Raw genomic sequence first — 20620 nt, forward strand, 5'->3', positions numbered from 1 at the left:
GTGAATGATCGGCGCTTGCGGGGTGGCATATGGACATCCTTCCAGCGAGACCGGAATCCCGCCAATTCGGTGTCCACATTCCGGGGGAAACCTCACTCGGGGCCGGCGACCGTGCACCCGGGATCGTTCTGCTCCGGCGGAACCGGTGTCTCCAGCACCGGCAAGCCGATGGTGTGCGCGACAGCAAAGGACGGCAAGATGCGCTGGCAATCGGCCAACTAGCACCAGGATGCGGCGGCGCTCCAACGCGACACCGGGGGCTCGACAGACCCGCTAGCAGGGACACGTTGCAGTCCGAACTTGTCGCGAGTCTCGGTCTGTCATCGCTGAGACCTCAGCATGGGGCAGGGTTGTCAGCTGCCGAAGAATGGCAGTCCCGGTCGGGTGGGTTCGGGTTCTGGCTGCGGTGTGGTGCTCCCGTCGACGGTGAGGGTGACTTTGTCGCTGCCGGCGGCGGATTGCACGTCGCCTTGGAGCCAGCAATATGCCTCGACGGTGTAGTCCCCGGGGTGGGGCACGGTGATGAGGAATTGTTTGGTTTCACCGATGGATGCGCCGAAGCCGGGGACGCTGGCTTGGGTCAGGGTCGGCCACATCCATGGCATGTCGCCGCCGGTGCTGCGGTGGTCTGTCAGTTGCGGGAAGCATTCGATCCCCGGGTACGTCAGCGGGCCGGGGTTCGGGTTGGTGACGGCGGCGCGGACGACGAGCCCGTCCGCGTCGGCGGTGATGGTCGGTGCCTGAACTGGTTCCGCGGCGCTTGCGGGACCTGGCTCGAGGAGAAGTGTCCCGGTGAGTGCGGTGAGCACGCAGATGGCACGGTATGTGTGTTTCGGGGTTTTCGGGTGCATGGTTGCCATTTTCCTGTGGGGGCGTGAGCGGTCGGTGTATTTGGTGAGTTAAGCGGATTCGAGTCCGGGCATATTTTCTGCGCCTGCGAGACAGCGACCGCACCGAAGATGTCAGCTCGCGCTACACGAGCAGCAACTGAGTCACAGTAATCCGGTGAGCGACAGGGATCCCCAAATCAGCGCACATCCGCTGCGTCTGTGGGCATGTCGTCGGCATGCCCCGGGGATTTGCTTACTAGGCTCCTGATCGCGGGCGCACTGACCGCCTCGTTGCTCTTATGAAGGAAGGACTCGGCCCGCCTCGGAGGGCCCGGCACACACCATGACCTCTCTGACTCGCGGAGCGAACAGCCCAATCGATACGGCAACCACGATGGTGGAGGTGACCGGCGCCCGGCAGGGAACGGTCGATCTGTTCGTCTTCCAACTAGGTGCCGATTTGAAGGTCCGGACGGACGCCGATCTGGTGTTCTTCAACAACCCCCGCACCCCGGAGGGTGCGGTCACTCTCGCCGGCGGGCGGGTAACGCTGAACCTCGACACTGTCCCCACGGCGATCGACACCCTCGCCGTGGCCGTGGCGCTGGATGAGAACGTGCCCGGCAGCCTGGCCCAGATTCCGGGCCTGGCCGTGACGGTCACCCAGACCGGCGGCACCTCGTTCGAGATCCCGGCGGAGGGCCTGACCACCGAGCGTTCGGCGGTGCTGCTCGAGGTGTATCGGCGCAACGGGTCCTGGAAGGTGCGTAACCGGTCGGCCGGCTGGAGTGGGGGACTCGGAGCGCTGGTCACCGAGCACGGCGTGAGCGTCGACGAAACCCCCGCGCACACACCCGCACCCGCACCCGAACACGTTCGGGCCGCTGTCGCGGCGGAGCCTTCGGCGACCGTCGACGGGGACGGTGTGCGGACGGTTCCCGGTGAGGCCACGCTGTCGCTGGTCAAGCGGGAGAAGCTGAACCTGCAGAAACGTGCGGTCGCGAAAGTCCTCCTGACGAAGGGTGCCTCCAACCCGGTCGGCCGGGTCGTCTTGGTGATGGACAACACCGGGTCGATGTCCAAGCGGTACAGGTCCGGTGAGGTCAAACGCATCATCGAGCGGATGGTTCCGGTCGCGACCCAGCTCGATTCCGACGGGAACCTCGAGGCCTACGCCTATGCCCAGCGGTTCGTGAAGCTGCCCGACGTCACCGTCGCCGACGCCGACACGTGGGTGAACACCTATGTCCACCTGCACGGTCGGCACGGTGACATCGATTTCGACGCGATCGGCGGCACCAACAACGAGATCCCGATCATGGAAGAGATCATCGGCACCCTCGACAAGACCGCCGCGGTCCCGACCTTGGTGTTGTTCTTCACCGACGGCGGATTCCACGCGAAGGCGCAGATCAGCACCTTGATGAGGACGGCGTCAGGGTTGCCGGCGTTCTGGCAGTTCATCGGAATCGGCAAGTCCAGCTTCGGTGTCCTCGAGAAGCTCGACAACCTGACCGGCCGCCTGGTCGACAACGCGGGGTTCTTCGCGGTCGAGAACGTCGATACGCTCAGCGACGCGGCGCTGTACGAGTTGCTCCTCAGCGAGTACCCGGACTGGTTGCGAGCCGCACGGAAAGCCAAGGTTCTCAGCTGAAGCCCACGACCCGGGGGGACCATTGCGTGATCATTCTCCGCGGGTTCACCTAGCGGGCGCCGGGTGCCGCCGAGAACGCGGGCGGGGGTGGAGTGCATTCACGACCCGAACATTTCGATACCTGCGTGGTCAACTGACCCGCTGATGCCAGTGTTGGCTTCACTGGTGGCACCGGGACTGTCCTGCGCTCGTGGCCGCCGACAGCTTGCGAGCGTCACCTCAGGTCGAGTTCGGCTGCGGTGGCCAGGTATTCGATCTGCTCCAACGTGATCGGGACGGTGGAACCCCGGATGGGGGTGGTGTTGATGATGATCTGTTGGGTGGAGGGGAGTGTGATCGAGAAGTAGGCGCTGCCGTCATTGGGGTAGACCCCGCGGGTGACGGTGGTCCCGTCCGGTGACACGGTGGTGATGCGATTCGGGTCAATCTCGTTCAGGTACTCGTCCTGCGGTGACGACGCCCGTTGACCGCTGACGACGACGATCTCGAGGCGCCCTGCCCCGGCGGTCGATGTCACGGTGACCACCTCGCAGACATTGTCTTTGCCGGCATCGGTCAACCGGAGTGATCCGATCGGCCGATCCAGGGTGAGGTCGTTGTTGCCCGGCATGCTCGCCCACCGGGCTTCGAGTGCCCGGTCGAGCCGGGTCACCTTGTCCCGGGTCAGCTCCGGGCCGTTCCCATCGGTGAAGGCCCCACAGGATCGCATCAGCGGGACGGCCGGGATGACGGGTGCCGTCACCGCCAGGGACGGGGTTGTCGCGATCGCGGTCAATTCGTCGAGGGTCAACGGGACGTGTCCGCTGCGGCGGCTGCCTGCCCTCGGGTCGGTGTTGTCGGCGTCATTGGCCGTGGCCACGATCCGGGTGCCGTCGGGAAGGTACGCGACGACGGTGCGTTCGAGGGTGCGGACACCGTTGATCTCGTACCAGGTGTCCAGCGTGTCGAGCACCGTGCCGTCCGGGCGGGGGTCACGTCGATCCAGCGCCCCTGCCACGCACGGCAGGATGGGGCGGTCCCACGCCTGGACGTCGACGGTCAGGGTTCCGACGTGCCCGTCTCGGACCAGCGAGCCGCGGGCGTTGGTCGACCCGCTGAACAGCAGCGCATCCCCTTCCTGTGGGAAGTTGGCGGGGTCGACATCGGTGATCGGCTCGAACTGTAGGGACTGGCTTGGACTGGCGAAGACCAGCTCCACCGCATTCGGGAGCGCATCGACGGCGGCCTGTGTCATCGCCGCGGCCTTCGCCCCCGAGAACCATGGATATTTCGGGTTGTCGTACTCGTCCGACCCGACGGTGGCGAAGTTGACGCGTTCAGGGTCGGAGGGCGGTTCGACTACGTCGCACCCCGGTATCCGTGCCGGGTGTGGCGCGGGTTCGAGAACGTAGGTGTACGCGCCGTCTGGGGTGTGCTCACCGGTGCCGTAGTCGTTCAGCACGCCGGCCACCATGGTTCCGGCCACAACAGTCGAGACGATGACGACCACGTCGAACCATCTGCTCTCGCGCCATCTGCGAGCACTGTCCTCGACCACTTTGCCCCCTCGGCGAGTCAGTGCTCACCGTAACTCAGGATTCGGCCGACACGGCTGACCACCAGCTGCGCTGTGTTCGCCTGCCTGCGCGGGGGAGCGTCGTCGCGGTCGCTGTACGTGCGATATGCCGCCCCGGGGCGAGGTCCTCCTCGCCCCGAAGACTCTGGGACGGTCGCGAGGCTAGTGAATTCGGCTGGAGCAACGGCCCATAACATTCGTCACGGCAAACAAGCGCCCACCTTGCGGTCCGGGCTTCGGAACACATGATGCCGGAAATGTGGCTGCGGCGGAGGTCCTGCCTGCGGCAGACTGTGCCTGGTGATCCTGACGATTTCCACGACGGCACGACCGGCGACCGATCTCGGCTATCTGCTGCACAAGCACCCCGACCGGGTCCAGGAGTTCACCCAATCCTGGGGTGTCGCCCGTGTGTTCTACCCGGAGGCGAACGAGGATCGCTGCACGGCGGCGCTGTTGTTGGATGTCGATGCGATTCGGCTCGCCCGCACCTCCCGCGGGTCCGCGCCTGACTACGCGCTCGGCCAGTACGTCAACGACCGTCCGTACGCGGTGTCGTCGTTGCTGTCGGTGGCGTTGGCGGACGTCTTCCGCACCGCCCGCGCCGGACGGTGCGCCCTGCGCCCCGAGCTAGCCGCCACACCGCTACCCCTGGAGATCTCGCTGCACGCGTTGCCGTGTCGCGGGGGACCGGAGTTGGCCGAACGCCTGTTTACCCCACTGGGGTGGGCCGTCGACGCGGACGCCGTTCCGCTGGACGATGCGTTCCCGGAGTGGGGTGACTCCCGCTACGTGCGGCTCACCCTGCGTGGTGACATCCGACTTGCCGACGCATTGAATCACCTCTACGTGCTGCTTCCGGTGCTCGACGACGCCAAACACTATTGGGTCGCCTCCGACGAGGTCGACAAGCTGATCCGGGCCGGTGCCTCCTGGCTCGCGGAGCACCCCGACAGGGCGTTGATCACCGACCGCTACCTGCGGCACCAGTCCGCTCTCACGCGCTCGGCCTTCGAGCGGCTCGCCGAACTCGGCGACGACGTGGAGGAGCAGCTGGCGCCGCCGGTCGACGAGGAGCCCGAGACCGACACGGTGCCCGCGGCGGACACCGTGGTGACGACGCCGTTGAATGTGCTTCGGCGCGAGGCGGTCCTCGGGGTCCTCGGCGAGTTGGACGTGCGCAGGGTCATCGACCTCGGATGTGGTTCCGGGCAACTCGTGTCCGCGTTGTTGGACGATCCCGGTTTCACCGAGATCGTGGGTGTGGATGTGTCGACCCGAGCGCTGACACTCACGGCACGGCGGTTGCGGTTGGATCGGATGCCGGAGCGGCGGCGGGAGCGACTGCAGCTGTTCCAGGCGGCGCTCACCTACACCGACCGGCGGTTCGCCGGCTACGAGGCGGCCGTGTTGATGGAGGTCATCGAGCACATCGACCCGCCGCGGCTGACCGCACTCGAACAGGTGGTCTTCGGTACCGCCCGGCCCGGGCGCGTGCTCGTGACGACGCCCAACGCCGAGTACAACGTGCGCTACACCGACCTGCACGGTCTGCGTCACCGCGACCATCGCTTCGAGTGGTCGCGGCCGCAATTCCGTTCCTGGGCGGCCACGGTCTGCGACGTCCACGGATACACCGTCGACTTCCGTCCGGTGGGTGAGGACGACCCCGAGGTCGGGTCACCGACTCAGATGGCGGTCTTCACCCGGGTGGGAGGCGCCGATGACTGACATCTCGGTGCCGGCGCTGTCGCTGGTGGTACTCGTGGGAGTGTCGGGCAGCGGCAAATCCACCTTCGCCGCACACCATTTCGCGCCGACACAGGTGCTGTCGTCCGACTTCTGCCGTGGGCTGGTCGCCGACGACGAAAACGATCAGTCCGCCACCAGGGACGCCTTCGACGTGCTGCTCTACATTGCCGGGACCCGGCTGCGGCGCGGCCTGCTCACCGTCGTCGATGCCACCAACGTCCAACGTGAATCCCGCAAGGCGCTGATCGATCTCGCCAAGTCGCACGACGTCCTGGTCGACGCGATCGTGGTCGACGTCCCCGACGACGTCGCGATCGAACGCAATCAGGCCCGACCGGACCGCGACTTCGGTCCGCACGTGATTCGCCGCCAGCACAAGGACCTTCGACGGTCGCTGCCGAAGCTCGGCCGCGAAGGCTTCCGCCGGGTGCACCTGCTCGCCGGTGTCGACGAGATCGCTGCGGCGACAGTCTCGACCGAAAAGGCCTGGACCGACAAACGGGAGCTGACCGGACCGTTCGACATCATCGGCGACGTCCACGGCTGCCGGAGCGAACTTCAGACGCTGCTGCGTGAGCTCGGCTGGTCGCTCGAACCCGACGGCGGCGGCGCCGCCCATCCCGAGGGGCGGATCGCGGTGTTCGTCGGCGACCTCGTCGACCGCGGACCCGACACTCCCGGGGTGCTGCGCCTGGTGATGGGCATGGTGGCGGCCGGAACCGCGCTGTGCGTCTCGGGCAACCACGAACAGAAGCTTGCCCGGGCCCTGCACGGCCGGAAGGTCGCCACCTCGCACGGACTGCAGCAGTCGCTCGATCAGCTCGCCGCCGAGGCCGACGACTTCCGCAGGTCCGCGCACACCTTCATCGACGGCCTGATCAGCCACTACGAACTCGACGACGGCAATCTGGTGGTCGCACACGCCGGGCTGAAGGAGGCCTATCACGGCCGCGCGTCGGCGAGGGTGCGCTCGTTCGCGCTGTACGGCGACACCACCGGCGAGACCGACGAGTACGGACTGCCGGTGCGCTACCCGTGGGCCCACGAATACCGCGGCCGCGCCATGATCGTCTACGGGCACACCCCGGTCCCGGAAACCGAGTGGATCAACAACACGATCTGCCTCGACACCGGCGTCGTGTTCGGCGGCAGGCTGACCGCCCTGCGCTACCCCAGCAAGGACATCGTTTCCGTTCCCGCAGAGCAGGTGTGGTTCGAACCGGTGCGCCCACTCGGCACCGGATCGGCAGCGCCGGGTCACCCGGTGCAGCGCGATCCGGTCCTGTTGTCCATCGACGACGTGGCCGGAACACGGCACATCGACGTCCGGTACACCAAGGGGCGCATCAAGGTGCGCGAGGAGAACGCAGCCGCCGCGCTCGAGATCATGAGCCGATTCGCCGTCGACCCACGCTGGCTGGTGTACCTGCCCCCGACGATGGCTCCACCGGCCACCTCGACCCTCGACGGCTACCTGGAGCATCCCGCCCAGGGTTTCGCCGAGTTCGCGGCGGCGGGGGTCACCGAGATCGTGTGCGAGGAGAAGCACATGGGTTCCCGGGCGATCGCCGTGCTGGCCCGCGACGCCGCCGCCGCGGCGAAGCGATTCGGCGTCACCGACGGCAGCTCGGGCATCGTCTACACCCGCACCGGCCGGCCGTTCTTCGACGATCCGACCCGGATGAGCGAACTCGTCGCCCGGCTCCGCACCGCGTGCGGGCCGCTCATGGACCACCTCGGGTCGCCGTGGCTGGTACTCGACTGCGAACTGCTGCCCTGGTCGGCGAAGGCGGGAGAGCTGATCCGCAGCCAGTACGCGTCGGTCGGAGCCGCGGCGGGTGCCGCGCTTCCCGAAGCGATCACCGCGCTCGAACGCGCCGCGGCGCGGGGGTTGGACGTCGGTGACCTGCTGACCCACACGCGAACCCGCGCGGTCAACGCCCGTCGGTTCCGGGAGGCATACGCCCGATACTGCTGGCCGGTGAACGGCCTCGACGGGGTGCGACTGGCACCGTTCCAGATCCTCGCCTGCGAAGGCCGGGCGCCCGCAGTCACCGAACCGCACTCCTGGCACCTGGCGACGCTGGCGTTGCTCGACGACCCTCTCATCGCCGAAACCAGACACCAGTTCGTCGATCTCACCTCAGAAGCATCTCGGGACGCGGCGACCGCCTGGTGGTCGCAACTGACCGACGCCGGCGGTGAGGGCATGGTGGTCAAACCGGTCGGCTCGGCACCCGCGGAACTGGCGCACAGGAGGATTCAGCCCGGAATCAAGGTGCGGGGGCAGGAGTATCTGCGGATCATCTATGGTCCCGACTACACCGAGCATCTCGACGTGCTGCGCGATCGGTCCCTGGGCCGTAAACGGTCGATGGCCCTGCGTGAACATGCACTCGGGCTCGAGGCGCTGACCCGGCTCACCGAAGGCGACCCGCTGTGGCGGGTGCACGAGCCGGTGTTCGCGGTCCTTGCGCTCGAGTCCGAGCCAGTCGACCCACGGTTGTAGTGTGATGGTCTCCATCGGTCGGGCACGTTAACCATTCGTCCTCGAGATGGCGCTTGCGCTGGGTGGCACTGGACCGCGCCGGGGAGAGCCAACAAAGCGTCGTGGCTCCGCAAACAGCGACAAGCGCGGACCATCCACGACCAACTCATAGGCGCACTCGCCGTGGGCTTCCGGGCGGGGTACGCGACCCGACGCTACCGGGGTTCTCTCGGTGGTATGTCGAACTGTGTCCACTCCTGCGCCCAGCGCCGCAACCGGTTTCGGTGAAACCGTCGGTGTGCGATGGCCGTGGAGAGGAGGATGGCGCCGGCCGCGAGTGCCCACACTCCGCCTGCGGAGTGCCCACACTCCGCAGGCGGCGGTCATCGCGAGGGCGGTGTTCTTCGCGCCGGCGGGACGGATCGTGTACTCGGGGGTGTCGGGGGCGAGGTAGGTGTCTTCGAGCAGGACTGCGGGGACTTGGTGCACGGCGGCGCGCAGTGCCTGGGCTTGCTGTTCCAACCGGGTATGCGTGGTGGTGCTGAACGCGGCGGCGACGGGGATCAACAGCAAGACCAGGACCGCAGTAAGCATCAACAGGGTGGCCTCGTAGCGGTCGCTGGGCGCATCAGGTGGTTGCGGCTCCACGGGCGCAGCCGCCACCACCGGATCGGTGCGGCAACCGGTACCGGTACCGGTACCGGTACCGGTTCTCCCTGACGCATAGTCACCTCCGCAGGATCTCCGCTTCCCGTCCCTTTCGATTGTGCGACGGAATTGGAAGGCGGGCGTTCCCGCACGTTGCCCGCAGGCCTCGGAAAGCCCGTGGAGGTGTTCAGGCCGAGTGCTTCTGGATGTATTCCTCGACTGCCTCGCGCATGAGTTCGCTGGGCTTGCGGTGCTGACGCTGCGCGAGTTCGTCGAGCTTGTTGCTCAGCGGCAGTGGAAGCCGGACCTGGCGTTTGGGGGAGGCACCGCTGATGCCCGCGTCCTGCGCCAGGGACGGGCGGCCGACGCCGACCCGCTCGAGCAGGGCCCGGCCCGCGGCGGTGGCGTCGTCGCCGCGCTTGGCGGTGGCCGAGTCCTTCGGCAGCGTCATGTCGTGCTCGGCCCACTCGGCGAGCTCGTCGTAATCGGTGTTCTTATCGTTGCTGTTCATCGGTATGTCACCTCATCGGGTGGTGGTGCCGGGTGATCCCTTCGGATACCTGCGTGGGTGGTGCATCGGGTTGAGGTGCCGGGCCTTCGCCCCCGGCGCCTGACGGATCAGGGACGGTCTCTCATGCGGTCAAGGTGCTTTGCTCGCGCCTCCATCACGTGGAAGACCACCATGCCCCTCGGTGGAACGATCTAGCGCCATAACTTCGAGCAGCGGCCCACCCAGTGTCCGCGGGGGACCGATGAACAGCCTGGGCTCGGCGTACCGGGGACGCGGGGTTCGTCGAACTCCTGCTCGACGTAGACCGCGTTCTCGATCGCATGCAACGCGTCCTCGTGGTCGATCCCGTGTTTTTCCGCGCTGGTCACCCATTCGACCGCCACACGAATACTGTACTACAAAAGTCGTAGTTTCTGTAGTACAAAACTGCGGATGTTTGTCAGTTCTCCCGAGCCTTCGCGCATGATCGGGGCTCGCAACCGGTTGGGGTGACACAGTTCGGTTTGTCCCTGCGCAATAATGCATCGTGACCTCCGCGTGCGTATTGAGAACAGCAGACCGCCGACTCGAAGAAGCCCACTACTACTGGCATCACTGCGTTGATAATTATTACGAGCCCTCGGCCTTCCGAATGGCTCTCAATGCATGCATTCAGGCGCTGCGCAACGTCACGTTCGCGCTGCAGAAGCAGAAGAGCAACGTTCCGGGCTTCGACGAGTGGTATCAGCCGTGGCAGGACAGGATGAAAGCGGATCAGGTTGCGCGATGGCTGGTTCGATCACGCAACCGAGTCGTCAAGGAAGAGGATCTCGAGACGGAATCGAAGCTGCGAGTCTCCGTGTCGACCACCTACGACGACGCTGCCGCTCAAGTTGTCGAGTCCCTACTCCCACGCTCTGCTGCCGCCCACCGAAAGTGGGAGAAGCACATGGTCTACCCGATCGGGTGGCCCCTTCAGCGTGTCGTGGAGGGTGTCACCCGCGCGGTTCCGCCGAAGATATGTGCACAGGCCACGATGACAGTTGAGCGTCGTTGGGTCGATGATGCGCTCGAAGAGTGGGAAATTCTGTCCGCGCTCGCGTACGTGTACACCACGTTGGCAACCATGCTTCAAGAGGCGCACGTTCTCATCTCGAACAACCACGCGTTCGAGTTTCACGGGTGCGACTACTTGGCAGGGTGCGCAGCTGATTCTACCGATTTCGTGCGGCCACCATGCATGGCTACCACCCGGGAGTGGCGCTCCCTCGACGTGGATCTCAGCACTCGGATGGCCATGGAAGCGCCGGACGTGCATATGGTCGAGTACTCGGAGGAGGGTGGGGCCTTGGCTCGGCAGCTGTTCGGCAAGCCGCCACAACCACCGGAATCGCCTACCTCAGCACTCGACTGGGTCGAGTTCATGATGAAGACTGCGAAAATGGTTGTCGCAGCCGGCCAAGAACATATGTGGTTCATTCACTTCTTCCGGGGTGGCAAGCCTGACGGAGCCCCGTGGGGGATCCTGCCTCGAAACTCACTGGACAAGCGACGCTTTGCGCAGCAAGTAGCCGAGGTCTGCGAAGTATTCGGATACGATGGGGTACTTAGCATTTCCGAGATGTGGGTTGGGTCGCCGGGGGGAAACCTTCTCCCGTCCCAGCAGAAGAATCGGACTGAGGCGCTCTCAGTTGACGCCGCGTGCGCCGACGGAAGTCACCGGCAGTCCGTCGTGACACTGGTACGTGGAGAGGGAACCGTGGACTTCGTGGACAAGGAGTGGGATCTCGGCGTCGAAGGATTTGGCTTTTTCAAGCCTGTCAAGGAGGTGTGGCGCACCTGGCGCTCGATAGATCCGTCGACCGATCTCGTGGGTGACAATAGATCGTGAGTGACCGGGTTCGGCGGGCGCGCCCATCGTGTCCGCTCCCCGGGCCACGATCTGGTCCGCCCGTTCGAGGCGCTCCGGCAGATCCGATCGGGCGAGTTCCGCGGCGTCCGATGGGGTCGGCAACAAATACAACATCACTGTCAGCGGCACGAACCGGGAGGTCGACTCCCTCGTCGTTGAGGCACTCATCCTCTGGATACAGCACCTGGCGCCGGATCTGGTGATCCCGAGCAGCCTGCCGATGCCCGGCTACTCATGGCTGTACGAGCTCGACAACCGCGCTCTGCGCGTTCGCGCATGAGGTGTACCTGGGTGCCTCGGCGGGCAACGGCCTGAACGTGCGCTACGGGCTACACACACCTTCGCTGAGTGTGATCACGACAGGACCATCTCCGCACCACGTTCATGCCCTGGCGTACGCGCCCATCGGCAGCGCCCGCCTGGACGAGCGCGAACAGGCCCGCCGCAACGAGCCGCTCCTCGCCGCACACTCGCTGGTCGGCATCGCGTCGGCGGGGAAGACGTTAGCGCGGATGATCGTCCTCGATGACCGGAAGGGCATGGCGGTGCGGCACGTGAACGTTCCGGTGCTCCTCCGCATTGGATGCCTGGCGGTTCAGGTGGCGAACGATCGGCGGACACGAGTTCGTGCGGTGGCTCAGGACTGGGACGAGCTGGCTGTGCAGCTGCTGGAGTAGGGCATTGCGATGTTGGAGCCGACTGGCATCTCGCGTGAATTAGTTGTCGAGTGTCAACGGAATCTGAAATCCTCTCGGCCGTCGCCGTGGCACGCACGTCGTGAGATCGCCCGGGGATGCGGCGGCGCCGCCCTGGTGAGCCGAAGCTAGCCGGTCGGAGTGGGTTTCCGCTCCGACCGGCCCTCGACGGAGGTATAACAAGGCACCGCCGATCAAGCACTGACTGCACTTCGTCACGGGATGTGTGTCCGGGCAAGGGGCCGTTCTTGAGCGGCGGTGGTCACCGGTCAGTCGTTGTCGAACGAGTACTCGATGTCGCGGAACGCGAGCCGCGTGGCGATGTCCGCGTCAACAAGGACCTTGTCGATGTCATACCCGTCCCGGTCAGCAACTTGATAAATCTGATCGGTGATCATCATCACCGACCGAGCAGATTTGCCTGGTTCGCATTCACCAACGCTGCTACGAACCCCTCCTGCACCTTCGCCGCACTCGATAGGTGCGCAGCGAACCGCACCGCCGTCAGCTGGAATTCAGGGGTTCCCGCATCCGCCGGCGTCGAGGAATCGCGGGAATGATCCCGCAAATAGTTGAGAACACGGTCATACACAGTTTCAGTCACCGCAACATTCTCGCAGCCCGTCCCGATAATACGCCGCACCGCAACCTCGAGCCGCCGAGTCCGATCCAGCTTCTCCATTACCCGATCGGCCGCCATCACCTCCAACTCTCCTCACCGCTTGCCATCCCAACAGCGAACCTGGGGTCTACCTTCACGGTCGGGGTGCCACGCTGCTGGCGCCGAACATGTGCTCGGAGTTGCTTTCCGGAAAATCTACTCGACTCTGATGCCGCGTGCGCGCAGTTCGTCGACCTGTGGTGTGAGATGCGTGCCCCAGTCCATCGGCGTCCGTGATCTTCCCCGAATTGTGGCAGCACCAGCACCCGTGCGTATCCCGCTGCCAGATCGGCATTCTCGTTGGACCGGTCGCAGCCGTCGATGTATCGGTGGTCGTCGATACCGTGGGCAGGGGCACGCACATCCGGCGAATCGCACTGGAACAGCACCGCGTCGTCCACACCGGACCACCTCATCCTGGAATCGCTGATCTGCTGTGGGTTCACAGCAGATCAGGGATGCTTCTACAAGTGCTTTGTAGGTAACGTCCGTTTGGCCTGCTCAACCATTCGGCGTGCGTTCGCCTGCAGGTCAGGTGGGAGGCGTTCGATGTAGATGTCGGTCGCAGCCGTCCGCATGTCTTCGAAAAAGTCGAATCCGAGTTTGTGCTCGTGCTCAGGAAGCGGTCCGTCGTAGCCCCTGTGCTGCTCGTATAGTTCGACGGAGCACTGGAATTCAGGGTGGGATACGCAGTAGTTCCGCCAATCCAATAGAAGTTTAGCGAAGTGCACTCCTCGCTTTTCGACCAACCCTTCAAGAATGCGAAGGTCGCGCCAGCTCACTATTGTCGCAGGTAGTACGCAATTACCGAATTCCTCGAATACGGATCGAGACGACTCCAGAATCAACCGCTCGGTCATCTTGTTGCTTGGTATGCCATCCTCAGGTCCTACAACAAGTGGCACGAAGGTGGTCTGATCATCGATGATCAGACCATTTGACTTCCAGCCGAATTTTTGGAACTGCTCAATAGTTCGGTTGAGCTGCATGAACTTCTTGGTGCTGAATCTCAACCTAATTTCCGAATCGAACTCCTCAAGCGTACCGGTACCTTCTGCGAAACCCTGCATTAGGTGCCGATTGTTCGCATCGATCAAAATGCACAGCTTGTCCGAGACGTAGGCGAAGTCGCAAATGCTTTCGTTGGATCCCTTCTTGATTCTGAATGCTTTGATCATTTCATACTCGGAGATGACACCGTCACCGCTGAGATGGTTTGAGATCCGCTTGAGTGTGGCGCCGATTTTTGTCTCAAATTTGTGGTTTACGGCGTTTCTGAAGTGCTCGGATTCGGCCTTATCTGTACTCTTGAGGATCTCGTTTACGTCGACAACGAGGGGTTCGCCCATGAAGCGCTGCACGAGGTACTGAGGCCTGACGAGGAGAAAGCTTCCACTCGCCAACTGGATGAACGGTCTCATTTGGAGGTAATATCGCGTCCACGGTGTCCCAGAACTCCCGTCGCGCTCTAGTCGCAGCCGCTCACGCAGATCAGGGAGCTGCCAGACGCATCGGTCCTTGAATGCATCTATGACCTCGTCGCCGAGATTCATTACGACGAAATTGCCCTCTCCGAACTGAACTTTCCCCTCCTGGCTAACCATGTTGTAAAGCGTCCAGCCTAGTGTCAGAAATTCGAGAAATTTGACACCCACAGCCTTCTCGAAGATCTGCCGCGGCTCCCCTCCGATCGATTGCACCACTTTCGGTCCGGTAGTCGATGGCCATGGCTGGAGCCAGTTCTGGGCCGCTTCCGACGCGAGGGTTTCGAAAGTATAAGGGTAGTCAAGGGAATGTTGAGCGATGCTGTTCATCACGACAGTCGAATCGATCCCAGCGCCATCGGCGCACACTCTGGTGGTCGTGGCAACGATGTCCTCGTTGATACTCAACACGCAGTGCGCGAAGTCGAGTGGGAGCACATTGGCCTGGCCGTCCTCGCTTGCAAACTCGACCACCTCTTTGAGGCATTGGAGCATTGTCGAGACGGTTAAAATCGTCTGCTTCTTCCGCAATGCCTTCAGGAGATCGGTCCGCAGCGGTCTGGGAACGCCGCCCGCCCAGCGCTTCTCCACTTGCGGACGTGAGCGGGAGGAAACAGCAAGATCGAGCTGTGCGAACAGAGTCGACAACATCGTGAGCGTCGGCTGCAATCCGGCCTTTTCCCAGACCGCCTTGCGCTCTTCAATGCTCAGGTGCCGGGCCGACAGCTTGGAGGAAGTGGCCACAGCCACATTTGGCTCTTGTATCGCTTGACTCATCGTCCCCACTGTCTTTCTGCATCGCGAAACTGCTTCTCGCCACCGCATCTGCTGATCACCGGCTTCCTAAGGTAGGACAAGGGCCTTAATGCGACGGCCATTTGCGCCACGAGCCGACTGTCGGAGGTGCGTCACCGCGAACGGCGATGTGAAATATGTTGTGGTTCGTCTGATATTCGATGAGGGTTTCGGCACGGCCGATGATCGGACCCCATCCGCCGCTGAGGACGATTGCGGCGCCCGTCGTCTTGTCGGTGATGGTGACCCCGTCGACGTCGATCGAGTCATCGTCTAGATTCAGTCGCCACCACGGTTTCGTGGCGAGCGTGTCGAGAAGGGCACGCACCTCGTCGGCGTTAGGTGTGACCAGCACAGTGTGGCCGCCTAGTTGGCGGACATAGTAGGTAGTCGAGTGTTGGATCTCAGCCGCATCCTGCTGGATTCCGGACTCAATTTGGACTGCGTACCCCATCGGCATGGCGGTCTCGTTGAGTGCGCGCGCTGTGGCGACACCGTTGTGCAAAGGTAGAAATCGGCTATCTGTCATGCGAAGGTCCAATGCTCGGGTCGGGCGCAGTCCAGCAAACGATAGCTACCCCCACTGACAGGGAGGACGTGCCATCGCGCCGCGCCGGTTAACCATCAGCGTCCGCCCGCCGAACCAGTGGGTGGGCCCGGGCTTGGGATAGGCGAATATCGACCGCGCTGATTGAGGCGAGGCGGGGAAGGTGCGCACGCCGTTCTGTGGAGCCGTGGGCGTCAGCAGGATGAACTGCCCTGAGGACCGGGCCCCAAGAAGGCGTCACGCTCGATGCGCGGTCAACATCCAAGGTGCGGCGAAAGGTGGCGGTCACGAAGTGAGCTGACCGAACTAATGCCTACCGTCCGGTGCTCTCCGAAGGTTGTCGCCGAGCGCGACGTTTGGCGAGGAGAACGTCGACGCACTGCTCGGCCCGATCGCGGAGTACAGCGGCGGGGCCGCGCGTTCGGAACTCGGCCACGCGGAGGTCGTGTTTACCATCCCCCGGGGTCGGTGCGGCAGGCTACCTTCGATGGCGTTGGCGGTGCTGGGGCCTATCCGTGGTCGGTGCGGTCGCGTCGGGTGCCGAGCACCGCTGATTTCGACCGCCTCACCGAGGCGGTGGACCAGCCGAGGCCTGGGGTGGGCTGCTGGGGTCAGTTCGCGTCGGAGGTGCTCACGCATCTCGCTGATACTGAGGGATGCAAAGGTCGTTGAGGATTTGAGTGCCGGTGGAGGCGGGGGCATCGAGCAGGGCGAAGAGGAGTAGGTGGTCGGTGCCGATCTCCTCGTGGCCGAGCAGGGCGGTCTGGCGCGGGTTGACCTAGAGGACCTTTCGTTGTCGCTGGTGTTCGGAATGTGCCCGGCGATCGGGGCTTAGCCGTTCGGTGCGCTGACACCCTCGAGCTTGCTGTTGAGGGCCGGCGCGGTGAGACCCCACATGGGTCGGTGCCGCAGCTCCGGAACCTCCGGCGTTGAGGATCCCGACGAGCAGGTGTTGGGTGCCGACGGAGTCCTGGTGGTGGGTGCGGGTGGCTCCGGCGGCGAGGACGACCACTTGACGGGTTTGGGGCTGATCAGCTTTGCCCACATCTGCAATACCGATTGAGGGAGGCCATGACGGTGTTCGGGACTTCCTCGGTGATCTGCACCATCTGGCCGATGCGATGGGAGTCGACTGAGACGAAGCACAGCGGGAGCGGTCCACTCCGCCGGCGATAAGGCGCGGACTAAGCGAACTGACGGCTGGACGTCCTGAGGACCCTTCGGCAGACAGTCCCTGATACCGGGTGTGCCGGGGACGTGAAAGCGTCACGGTCTGCTGTCTAGTAGGGCGGGTCGCGCGGCCTCGCATCGAAGTCCCTGCCAAAATAGTCTCTTGACGGAATAGTCCTTGAAGGGAATACTGATTTGTGTGATCGTCGACATGCCGGAGGAGTTCTTTGCCTACCTTGATCGTCTCGAGGAGAAGGTGGCGGGTGGTGACGCTCACGCCGTGCAGGTATTGGCGCACATCGCGGCTGCATTGGCGGATCTAGCGGCGCTCGAGGAGCGGCCGGTGGCCAATACCCCGAGTCTGAAACGGGTGCGTCAGTCTGGTCGCTATCCGGTCTGGCGGACCTCGCATCCGTACAGGGAGGACGTCGCGGTCCGGGTGATCTGCTGGTTCCCTCCCGATACCGACGTCGTGGTGGTGGCGTTGTTCGCCGGCGACAAGGCCCGGATGGGTGATGTGTTCTACAACAGCGTCGGTCCACGGGCCGATGTGGCGATCGAGCGGTGGCTCAAGGAGACCGAAGGTGAGCATCATGGGTGACAAGCGGGCATACCGGCGCGGGAACGAGCGGATCGCACAGTTGGCCGCGAACCCCGCGATCGCAGATGAGGTCGGCCGGATCAGGGACGAGACGGCGGAGATGAACCGGGTCTACGCGGAAACTCTGTCCGATATCCGCAAGGCGGGCAATCTCACTCAGACAGACGTGGCGAAGGCGCTCGGTGTCGAGCAGGCTGCGGTGTCGAAGATCGAACGCCGCAACGATCTGTTGCTGTCGACGTTGCGGGAGTATCTGGCGGCGACCGGCGCGGAGCATCCCCGGATCGTGGTGGAGAAGAACGGTGTCGAGGTCAGCCTCGACCTGGACACCTTCGCCGCAGGGTAGCGCGGGACCGTCGATGGGGTTAGATGCGACGAGGAAGCTCGACGGAACGCGATCGATGGAAGCGGTGGTCGCGGCCGCTGTCGAACAGGGCGACGCGATCGAGAGCCACGCGCTCGAGATCAAGAGTGATGTGAACCCGACAACCAAGCCCGGCGCGGCCAAGATCGCACGGTTCATTCTGGGAGCGGCGAACAGGCTGCCGGCGGACGCCGCAGGCAAGTTCGAGGGGTACGCCTATCTAATGCTCGGTGTCGCCGAGGGCGAGGCGACTGGGATCGATATGTTCGACACCAAGCACCTCGAGGACAGGATGCGCCGGTTCCTCGATCCGGACTCACCGCCGAGATGGGACGTGCACTGGTTGCCGGTGGACGGAGTGGACGGAGTGGACGGAAGGGGTAAGGCGGTATGCGTGATCTCCGTGGCCCCGCCGCTCGAGGGTGATCCGTTGCAGGTCTGCCACGGTGACTTCCAGGGCGAGGGAAATAGGTCGAACCTTCTCGAAGATGGCCGGGTTTACTACCGGGAGAAGGGGTCGACCAGGGCAGCCAGAAGCGGCGAGGTCAAAGCCCTCGTGCGCCGCGCCGGCCGGACGTTGCCTGCGGTGGATATTCGTATCGAGTCGGTCGGGGGAGAACTACGTCGACATGTCGATGAAGAAGTGAACCAGGTGTTCGATCTCTTATTTGAGCAGCATGTGACCGAGCTGAGGAAGGGGCGAGCTGGGACTGACGAGGGGTTGGACGACAGGCTGGCCCGGCTCCGCGACGCTGCGTACGACGAGTGGATGGACAACCTCGACGACCTCGCGGCGGCGGCGTGGCCCGGCGTGCAGTTCCGCATCGAGAACACTGCCGGTACATACCTCGAAGACATCGAGTTACACCTGATGTTCCCTCCCACTGCAGTTGGGGTCGCGAAGGCCCATCCGGACGACCTCTCCATGAAGCAGTTGATTCCAACTCTGTACGAGAGGCGCGACTACGACGCGAATTCCATAACGAATTGGGCAGCGAACCAGAATTGGATGCTGCCGCCACTGCCCCCAGTCTCTCATCCGTCATATCCGCTGGTCTGGGGAAACGACGACGATGGCCTGGTTCTGACTGTCTCGGGCATGGATCTCCGACCGGATTCCTCATGGACAAACGACAACGATGACCTCGTCATTGTCGTAAACGAGTCGGTGGAGTCGATAGACGTCGACTGGCAGTTGACCGCCAAAGGGCACCACAAGAGCTATACGGGCACCCTGACCCTCCCCGTCAAGGAAGCGTCGGTGCGTGACGCCCTCGCCACGACAGTGTTTAGGCGACACACCGACTGATCCATTCACGACTTCACGACTTCACGACTTCACGACTTCACGACTTCACGACTTCGCGAATGAATCGAATGGTCGGCGAAGGGTGTTGCCCACGCACCGTTGGCGTTTCGGCACCGCGTCGCTCCACGGACTGCCACTGCTTGGCAGCCAAGTCATCAATGAGGCGGTCGGGATCGGGGCTGCTTGCCGCCCTCACCGTCGTCTCCCGGTTCAGGCGGCCCAGCGTCGTTATGCTGCTGCGACAGCACAGTGGTGCAGGTCTTTCACCTCCGCTCGGTCACACAGCGCCTCGTGGCACACCAACTCTTCCCCCAATCGCCAGTCCGGCTGCCTTATTCGACCACCGCGGGACGCGCATCAATCGACTTGGACGGAGGGATGAACCGAATCCGACGCTTGTGTGCCCGGCGGCGATCTACGCAGCAGGAAAGGGCTGAAGTACGATGACATACGCCCACCATCCAAACAGACAGTGGGCGTACGTCATTCACATGAACTACTTCACGGCCATTTCACGTTCCTCTCGCACGGCTGCCACAAATGGAATCTCTCTCGTGTTCTTCAGACGATGGCGATCGCGCTCGGGCAGGCGCGGGGTCAGCAGGTGAAGATCCGGCACAGCCGGTACTCGGGTTTGCGGATCGAGGAGGCCCGGCAGGCGTTGAGCCTGGTGGAGGAGACCGCTGACGAGTTCACCGAGACGCTGCGGCGCCTGTCCTCGACGGCGGTGACGGATCGGCAGTGGTTCGCGTTCCTGGACGCCTGGTACCCGATGCCGGAGGTGCAGGGCCGCTCGCGCACGATCGCGACCCGTGTGCGTGAGGAGCTGGTGGAGATGTACCGGCACGACGTGCGGGCCAACACCTGGCAGGGAACCGCGTTCGGTGTGGTCCAGCGGTGAACACCTGGGCCCACCACAAGCAGTCCGTCAAGGGTGCCCCGCGCGCCGAGCGGAACCAGGAAGGCGCGATCTCGGGTCGCTTCGACAAGCTCGACGCCGCCGTGGTGAGCACCCTCGAGAAGGTCCTCGCGAGCTGATCCTGTGCTCACTGTCGGCGGTCCGCACTCTACCCCCTGGGGTGCGGGCCGCTGGTGTGTGTTGTGGCTGTGACCTGGTGTTCTGTTTTGTGATGTGGGTGTGATGTGGGGGTGCCGGCGATTTGGTGGGGTGGGGTCGGCGCTCGGGGTGGGCGCGGGTGTCGGTTTCGCCCGTTTCGGGTGGTTTTTGAAAGGTGTTGGTTACCAATATGTTTGGGTAACTAGTTGGTAAGGCATCGATTTCATGATTAGTGCACTACACTCAGCTTCTGAGTTTGGTAAAGTGATGTTGCGCAATATATTTGGATGTTTTTTGTTTTTCGTGTGTTGGATAGGTTGTGTGGATGGGTGGTAGGCTGTGGAAATGACGGTGAGGGTGTTTGGGCGGGGGAGCGGGCGACGAGTTCGCGCATACCCGCGCGCGTCCCCAGCTTCGTTTCTCTGTCGGGAACGGCGCTCGTAGCACTGATTGAATCTGCAGGCGAGAACCTAATTTCGGAAACGCAGAGGAGCGAAGCGACTCGCTCGACGGCAACGGGAATGGACCCACTGCGAGCCGCGCAGCGGCTCCCTGGCGGGGAGCGTAGCGACTCGCCCCGTCTCCCGGTGCGGAGCACCGGGGGCAGC

20 protein-coding genes are annotated in these 20620 nt (G+C 63.9%); 11 read left to right on the forward strand and 9 right to left on the reverse strand.

Annotated elements, in window-relative coordinates:
• Positions 1-353 precede the first annotated feature (353 nt).
• On the reverse strand, positions 354-851 hold the full coding sequence (locus ACFVJ3_RS47170) for a hypothetical protein (RefSeq protein ID WP_378458630.1): 498 nt from the start codon (positions 849-851) through the stop codon (positions 354-356).
• Between the two features lie 373 nt (positions 852-1224).
• Between ACFVJ3_RS47170 and ACFVJ3_RS47175 the strand changes: the two genes are divergently transcribed.
• Complete coding sequence (locus tag ACFVJ3_RS47175; protein WP_378458631.1) at positions 1225-2484, forward strand: VWA domain-containing protein; 1260 nt, start codon at positions 1225-1227, stop codon at positions 2482-2484.
• Positions 2485-2698: 214 nt separating this feature from the next.
• Here the strand turns inward: ACFVJ3_RS47175 and ACFVJ3_RS47180 are convergent, their stop codons facing one another.
• The gene (locus tag ACFVJ3_RS47180) at positions 2699-4021 is read right to left on the reverse strand and encodes a hypothetical protein (RefSeq protein WP_378458632.1); all 1323 of its coding nucleotides are present in this window, start codon (positions 4019-4021) and stop codon (positions 2699-2701) included.
• Between the two features lie 318 nt (positions 4022-4339).
• Between ACFVJ3_RS47180 and ACFVJ3_RS47185 the strand changes: the two genes are divergently transcribed.
• Together ACFVJ3_RS47185 and ACFVJ3_RS47190 are read left to right on the forward strand one after the other, a co-directional pair.
• On the forward strand, positions 4340-5770 hold the full coding sequence (locus tag ACFVJ3_RS47185; protein WP_378458633.1) for a 3' terminal RNA ribose 2'-O-methyltransferase Hen1: 1431 nt from the start codon (positions 4340-4342) through the stop codon (positions 5768-5770).
• A complete protein-coding gene (locus tag ACFVJ3_RS47190; RefSeq protein ID WP_378458634.1) occupies positions 5763-8300 on the forward strand; it encodes a polynucleotide kinase-phosphatase in 2538 nt (845 codons plus the stop codon). Before ACFVJ3_RS47185 ends, ACFVJ3_RS47190 begins: the two co-directional genes overlap by 8 nt.
• Before the next feature lie 814 nt (positions 8301-9114).
• Here ACFVJ3_RS47190 and ACFVJ3_RS47195 read toward each other — a convergent pair.
• Both ACFVJ3_RS47195 and ACFVJ3_RS47200 read right to left on the reverse strand, forming a co-directional pair.
• Positions 9115-9438, reverse strand: coding sequence for a ribbon-helix-helix domain-containing protein (locus ACFVJ3_RS47195; protein WP_378458635.1), 324 nt, complete (start codon positions 9436-9438; stop codon positions 9115-9117).
• Positions 9439-9629: 191 nt separating this feature from the next.
• On the reverse strand, positions 9630-9821 hold the full coding sequence (locus tag ACFVJ3_RS47200; RefSeq protein WP_378458636.1) for a hypothetical protein: 192 nt from the start codon (positions 9819-9821) through the stop codon (positions 9630-9632).
• Between the two features lie 248 nt (positions 9822-10069).
• On the opposite strand from ACFVJ3_RS47200, the gene ACFVJ3_RS47205 reads away from it, so the two are divergent.
• The 3 genes from ACFVJ3_RS47205 (at position 10070) to ACFVJ3_RS47215 (ending at position 12006) form a co-directional block, all read left to right on the forward strand.
• Complete coding sequence (locus ACFVJ3_RS47205; RefSeq protein WP_378458637.1) at positions 10070-11308, forward strand: hypothetical protein; 1239 nt, start codon at positions 10070-10072, stop codon at positions 11306-11308.
• 28 nt (positions 11309-11336) lie between these two features.
• Positions 11337-11609, forward strand: a complete 273-nt coding sequence (locus tag ACFVJ3_RS47210; RefSeq protein WP_378458638.1) for a hypothetical protein — start codon at positions 11337-11339, stop codon at positions 11607-11609.
• A gap of 70 nt (positions 11610-11679) precedes the next feature.
• Positions 11680-12006, forward strand: coding sequence for a hypothetical protein (locus ACFVJ3_RS47215; RefSeq protein ID WP_378458639.1), 327 nt, complete (start codon positions 11680-11682; stop codon positions 12004-12006).
• 287 nt (positions 12007-12293) lie between these two features.
• Here the strand turns inward: ACFVJ3_RS47215 and ACFVJ3_RS47220 are convergent, their stop codons facing one another.
• From ACFVJ3_RS47220 to ACFVJ3_RS47240, 5 genes are all read right to left on the reverse strand, one after another.
• Positions 12294-12428: a hypothetical protein gene (locus ACFVJ3_RS47220; protein ID WP_378458640.1), complete on the reverse strand. Its 135-nt coding sequence runs from the start codon at positions 12426-12428 to the stop codon at positions 12294-12296.
• Positions 12425-12727 (reverse strand): hypothetical protein, encoded by a 303-nt coding sequence (locus tag ACFVJ3_RS47225; RefSeq protein WP_378458641.1) that lies wholly within the window; start codon positions 12725-12727, stop codon positions 12425-12427. Before ACFVJ3_RS47225 ends, ACFVJ3_RS47220 begins: the two co-directional genes overlap by 4 nt.
• Positions 12728-13149: 422 nt before the next feature.
• Positions 13150-14946 carry a hypothetical protein gene (locus tag ACFVJ3_RS47230; RefSeq protein ID WP_378458642.1) on the reverse strand — a complete coding sequence of 599 codons (1797 nt, stop codon included), beginning with the start codon at positions 14944-14946 and terminating at the stop codon, positions 13150-13152.
• A gap of 85 nt (positions 14947-15031) precedes the next feature.
• The gene (locus ACFVJ3_RS47235; RefSeq protein WP_378458643.1) at positions 15032-15319 is read right to left on the reverse strand and encodes a hypothetical protein; all 288 of its coding nucleotides are present in this window, start codon (positions 15317-15319) and stop codon (positions 15032-15034) included.
• 823 nt (positions 15320-16142) lie between these two features.
• A complete protein-coding gene (locus tag ACFVJ3_RS47240) occupies positions 16143-16268 on the reverse strand; it encodes a Clp protease N-terminal domain-containing protein (protein ID WP_378458648.1) in 126 nt (41 codons plus the stop codon).
• Between the two features lie 612 nt (positions 16269-16880).
• Here ACFVJ3_RS47240 and ACFVJ3_RS47245 point away from each other — a divergent pair.
• From ACFVJ3_RS47245 to ACFVJ3_RS47265, 5 genes are all read left to right on the forward strand, one after another.
• Positions 16881-17282 (forward strand): hypothetical protein, encoded by a 402-nt coding sequence (locus tag ACFVJ3_RS47245; protein ID WP_378458644.1) that lies wholly within the window; start codon positions 16881-16883, stop codon positions 17280-17282.
• Positions 17275-17628: a helix-turn-helix domain-containing protein gene (locus tag ACFVJ3_RS47250; RefSeq protein WP_378458649.1), complete on the forward strand. Its 354-nt coding sequence runs from the start codon at positions 17275-17277 to the stop codon at positions 17626-17628. The genes ACFVJ3_RS47245 and ACFVJ3_RS47250 overlap by 8 nt, the downstream gene beginning before the upstream one ends.
• A gap of 55 nt (positions 17629-17683) precedes the next feature.
• Entirely contained in the window at positions 17684-18955 is a 1272-nt protein-coding gene (locus tag ACFVJ3_RS47255; RefSeq protein ID WP_378458645.1) for a hypothetical protein, read from the forward strand.
• Positions 18956-19523: 568 nt separating this feature from the next.
• Positions 19524-19856, forward strand: coding sequence for a DUF932 domain-containing protein (locus tag ACFVJ3_RS47260; RefSeq protein WP_378458646.1), 333 nt, complete (start codon positions 19524-19526; stop codon positions 19854-19856).
• The gene (locus ACFVJ3_RS47265; RefSeq protein ID WP_378458647.1) at positions 19853-19993 is read left to right on the forward strand and encodes a hypothetical protein; all 141 of its coding nucleotides are present in this window, start codon (positions 19853-19855) and stop codon (positions 19991-19993) included. The genes ACFVJ3_RS47260 and ACFVJ3_RS47265 overlap by 4 nt, the downstream gene beginning before the upstream one ends.
• Positions 19994-20620: the final 627 nt, after the last annotated feature.

Source organism: Rhodococcus sp. NPDC127593, from assembly GCF_042671975.1.
Lineage (GTDB): Bacteria > Actinomycetota > Actinomycetes > Mycobacteriales > Mycobacteriaceae > Rhodococcus_F.

Bases quoted from the DNA above. Each gene is read 5' to 3' on its own strand.
- ACFVJ3_RS47170 (WP_378458630.1), bottom strand. From the start codon at position 851: ATGCACCCGAAAACCCCGAAACACACATACCGTGCCATCTGCGTGCTC.
- ACFVJ3_RS47175 (WP_378458631.1), top strand. From the start codon at position 1,225: ATGGTGGAGGTGACCGGCGCCCGGCAGGGAACGGTCGATCTGTTCGTC.
- ACFVJ3_RS47190 (WP_378458634.1), top strand. From the start codon at position 5,763: ATGACTGACATCTCGGTGCCGGCGCTGTCGCTGGTGGTACTCGTGGGA.
- ACFVJ3_RS47195 (WP_378458635.1), bottom strand. From the start codon at position 9,438: ATGAACAGCAACGATAAGAACACCGATTACGACGAGCTCGCCGAGTGG.
- ACFVJ3_RS47205 (WP_378458637.1), top strand. From the start codon at position 10,070: ATGGCTCTCAATGCATGCATTCAGGCGCTGCGCAACGTCACGTTCGCG.
- ACFVJ3_RS47230 (WP_378458642.1), bottom strand. From the start codon at position 14,946: ATGAGTCAAGCGATACAAGAGCCAAATGTGGCTGTGGCCACTTCCTCC.
- ACFVJ3_RS47250 (WP_378458649.1), top strand. From the start codon at position 17,275: ATGGGTGACAAGCGGGCATACCGGCGCGGGAACGAGCGGATCGCACAG.
- ACFVJ3_RS47255 (WP_378458645.1), top strand. From the start codon at position 17,684: ATGGAAGCGGTGGTCGCGGCCGCTGTCGAACAGGGCGACGCGATCGAG.
- ACFVJ3_RS47260 (WP_378458646.1), top strand. From the start codon at position 19,524: ATGGCGATCGCGCTCGGGCAGGCGCGGGGTCAGCAGGTGAAGATCCGG.